The 3396-nt window shown below is 43.5% G+C and carries 4 protein-coding genes and 1 pseudogene; all 5 read left to right on the top strand.

The genetic code is table 11. The annotated features are described in order from the left end of the window. The coding region (rsmD, locus tag B3182_RS07720; RefSeq protein ID WP_292752231.1) for a 16S rRNA (guanine(966)-N(2))-methyltransferase RsmD at positions 1-515 on the top strand (515 nt) is incomplete at its 5' end. Between the two features lie 9 nt (positions 516-524). Beyond that, a complete protein-coding gene (coaD, locus tag B3182_RS07715) occupies positions 525-1022 on the top strand; it encodes a pantetheine-phosphate adenylyltransferase (protein ID WP_014706482.1) in 498 nt (165 codons plus the stop codon). Positions 1023-1070: 48 nt separating this feature from the next. Next, positions 1071-1325, top strand: coding sequence for a YfhL family 4Fe-4S dicluster ferredoxin (locus B3182_RS07710; protein WP_014706483.1), 255 nt, complete (start codon positions 1071-1073; stop codon positions 1323-1325). Positions 1326-1399: 74 nt separating this feature from the next. Then, positions 1400-1786: an H-NS family nucleoid-associated regulatory protein gene (locus B3182_RS07705; protein WP_014706484.1), complete on the top strand. Its 387-nt coding sequence runs from the start codon at positions 1400-1402 to the stop codon at positions 1784-1786. 160 nt (positions 1787-1946) lie between these two features. Next, positions 1947-3396, top strand: a pseudogene (gene leuS, locus B3182_RS07700) (leucine--tRNA ligase); the annotation flags it as partial.

Here is a 3396-nt window from a genome sequence, read left to right as displayed (position 1 = left end):
GTGGGAGAAGATTATCATTCCCTGCCGTGGAAGGATTGAGACCGACCTCTGATCGTATCCGCGAGACACTGTTTAACTGGTTACAACCGCATTTACCAGAAGCCGTTTGTATTGATCTATTCAGTGGTAGCGGTGCTTTGGGTTTTGAGGCAGCCTCAAGGGGCGCTGCAAAAGTTGATATGGTTGAACTGGATCTGCAGGCTTATAAACAGTTGCAGGCCAATAAAACAATGTTAGCTGCAGAGCAATGTGCATTGTTCAGGCAAACCGCACAGCAGTTTTTAAATCAATGCAGCACCCCTTACGATATTATTTTTCTGGATCCGCCTTTTGGTGCGGATTTATGGTCTGAAATAGCCGGTTTATTAACTCAGCGAAATTTATTGCATAAAAATAGTCTGGTTTATCTGGAATGTAATAAACATCAAAATCTGACTGGGTTACCAGATACCTGGCATTTATTTAAAGATAAACAGGCAGGTGATGTAAGATATTGTTTATTTAAAATGCAATAAGGTTTTGGCATGTCAATCACCGCCATCTATCCAGGTACATTTGATCCGATTACCCACGGGCATACAGATTTGGTTCAACGTGCCAGCCGTTTATTTGAAAAAGTGATTGTTGCTGTCGCTGCGGACACCGGTAAAAAACCGGTATTTTCAATTGAGCAACGTTTGGCATTAGCCAAACAAACCCTGGATGATTTACCCAATATCGAAATTACATCCTTCGATGGTTTATTGGTGAATTATGCAATGCAGCGAAATGCCTCAGTCATTATTCGTGGACTTCGTGCTGTTTCAGATTTTGAATACGAAGTTCAACTTGCCGCAATGAATCGCCGTTTACAGTGGGAAGTTGAAACACTATTTCTGGCTCCGGCAGAACAATTTACGTTTATTTCATCAAGCCTGATCAGACAAATAGCGGCTTTGGGTGGAGATGTTTCCCAATTTGTTGCGCCCTGCGTACAACAGGCATTACAGCAGCAACTGGCAGACAAAAAACAGTCGAGTTAAAATTTATCGGTTTAATTACCGTTTTATAAAGAGTTATCGGAGTAAACCATGTCTCTGTTTATTACTGACGAATGCATTAATTGTGATGTATGCGAACCGGAATGTCCTAATGGCGCAATTTCGCAAGGTGAGGAAATTTATGTAATTGATCCTGACCTGTGTACGGAATGTGTAGGCCATTTTGATACCCCACAATGCGTAGAAGTCTGTCCGGTGGATTGCATACCTAAAGATCCAGATAATGTTGAATCTCATGATCAACTTTATGCAAAATACAAAGTACTGGTGTCTGCTGGGAATTAAAAAGTTTTCAAATAGACAAAGTTAATAATACTGATATTATTTGTTTTTATAAGTTTTAGATAAAAGGTAATGCGATGAGTAATTTATCTGCTTTGCAACTGGAAAAACTCTCAGAACAAGAGCTGCAAAAATTGATTAGTCAGTCAAAAAAACAAATTAAAAAATTGAAAACTAAAAAAGTGACAGAACTCAATAGTAAAGATAGCGATGTTGTTGCTGTGGCTGATGCGGTAAGAGCCCTGGCAAAAGAAAAAAAAGTTACTCCTGCAGAAGCCCTGACGGCTGTGGCTAAAAATATGCGAGTGGGTTTATCAGGTGCACGCAAACCTCGTGCTGAAAGTGCTGACAAATACCGTCATCCGCAAGATCCGCAAAAAACCTGGAAAGGGTTTGGTAAACGTCCTTTATGGTTAGTTGAAGAACTGAATCGTGGACGTAAGTTAGAAGAATTCAGAATCTAGATAAAACTTCACAGTGCAGTATCTTCTGCTGCACTGTTTCTGATTGCATAGCCGATAGAAATTACCCTCTGATGAGTCAATAAACTATTCGGTGCTTTCGGCATTTCTGTCGCTGAGGTATCCTTCCACCTTTCCTGCACCGTATTCACAAAGAGAACCCATGCAAGCTGATTATCGCCCAGATGTGATCGAAACTGCTGCCCAAACCTGGTGGCAGCAGCATCAAACTTTCCGTGCTACCGAAGACACCAGTAAAGAAAAATTCTATTGCCTGTCGATGTTTCCCTATCCCAGCGGTCAGCTGCATATGGGGCATGTGCGTAATTACACCATTGGTGATGTTATTTCACGTTATCAGCGCATGCTGGGCAAAAATGTGTTGCAACCAATGGGGTGGGATGCCTTTGGTTTACCTGCTGAAAATGCTGCATTAGGACATCAGGTGCCACCTGCCGAATGGACCTACAAAAACATCGATTATATGCGTGCTCAGTTACAGCGTCTGGGTCTCGCGTATGACTGGGATCGAGAAATCGCCACCTGTAAACCGGACTATTACCGTTGGGAACAATGGCTGTTTGTACGCTTATTCAAAAAAGGTCTGGTTTATAACAAAACCGCTGCTGTTAACTGGGATCCGGTCGATCAAACGGTATTGGCCAATGAGCAGGTTATAGATGGACGTGGTTGGCGATCAGGTGCATTAGTTGAGCGTCGTGAAATACCGCAATGGTTTATGAAAATCACAGATTACGCAGAAGATCTGCGTAATGATCTGCAACAGTTATCTGGCTGGCCGGATCAGGTCAAAACCATGCAGGCCAATTGGATTGGTCGTTCCGAAGGTGTACAAATCACCTTTGTTGTGGCAGACAGTGATGAGGATCTAGCTGTTTACACCACACGTCCAGATACTCTGATGGGGGTCAGTTATCTGGCCATTGCAGCAGAACATCCGTTAGCTTTGCGTATGGCTGAGACCAATGTGCAGTTACAGCAGTTTATCGAAGAATGTAAGAAAACTGACACCACCGAAGCAGCAATGGAAACCGCTGAGAAAAAAGGCATGGCGACCGGTATATCGGTCATTCATCCAGTCAGTGGTGAACGTATTCCAGTTTGGGTTGCTAACTTTGTATTGATGGGCTATGGCACCGGCGCGGTTATGTCTGTACCTGCCCACGATCAGCGTGATTTTGAATTTGCGCAAAAATATGATTTACCTATTCGTCAGGTTATTGCACCAACGGACGACAGTGAAATTGACCTGCAACAGAATGCCTTTACTGAAAAAGGTCGCTTGGTAAACTCGTCGCAGTTTACGGGACTGACTTCAGCAGAAGCTTTTGACGCGATTGCCGATGAATTAACCAAACAGAATAAAGGCGAACGCCAGGTCAACTATCGTTTACGTGACTGGGGTGTTTCACGACAGCGTTATTGGGGCACGCCGATCCCGATAATCTACTGTGATCACTGTGGTGCAGTTCCCGTGCCGGAAACCGATTTACCTGTGTTATTGCCGGAAGATGTTGTGGTCGATGGCTCGGGCTCACCGATCAAATCCATGCCCGAGTTTTATCAATGTGATTGTCCGGAGTGTGGCAAAC

Origin of the sequence: Methylophaga sp. UBA4204 (genome assembly GCF_002379485.1) — a bacterium.
GTDB lineage: Bacteria > Pseudomonadota > Gammaproteobacteria > Nitrosococcales > Methylophagaceae > Methylophaga.
This window is presented reverse-complemented; position numbering and strand designations above follow the sequence as displayed.

Excerpts from the sequence above, each read along its gene's own strand:
- coaD (WP_014706482.1), top strand. The coding sequence starts at position 525 with ATGTCAATCACCGCCATCTATCCAGGTACATTTGATCCGATTACCCAC.
- B3182_RS07710 (WP_014706483.1), top strand. The coding sequence starts at position 1,071 with ATGTCTCTGTTTATTACTGACGAATGCATTAATTGTGATGTATGCGAA.
- B3182_RS07705 (WP_014706484.1), top strand. The coding sequence starts at position 1,400 with ATGAGTAATTTATCTGCTTTGCAACTGGAAAAACTCTCAGAACAAGAG.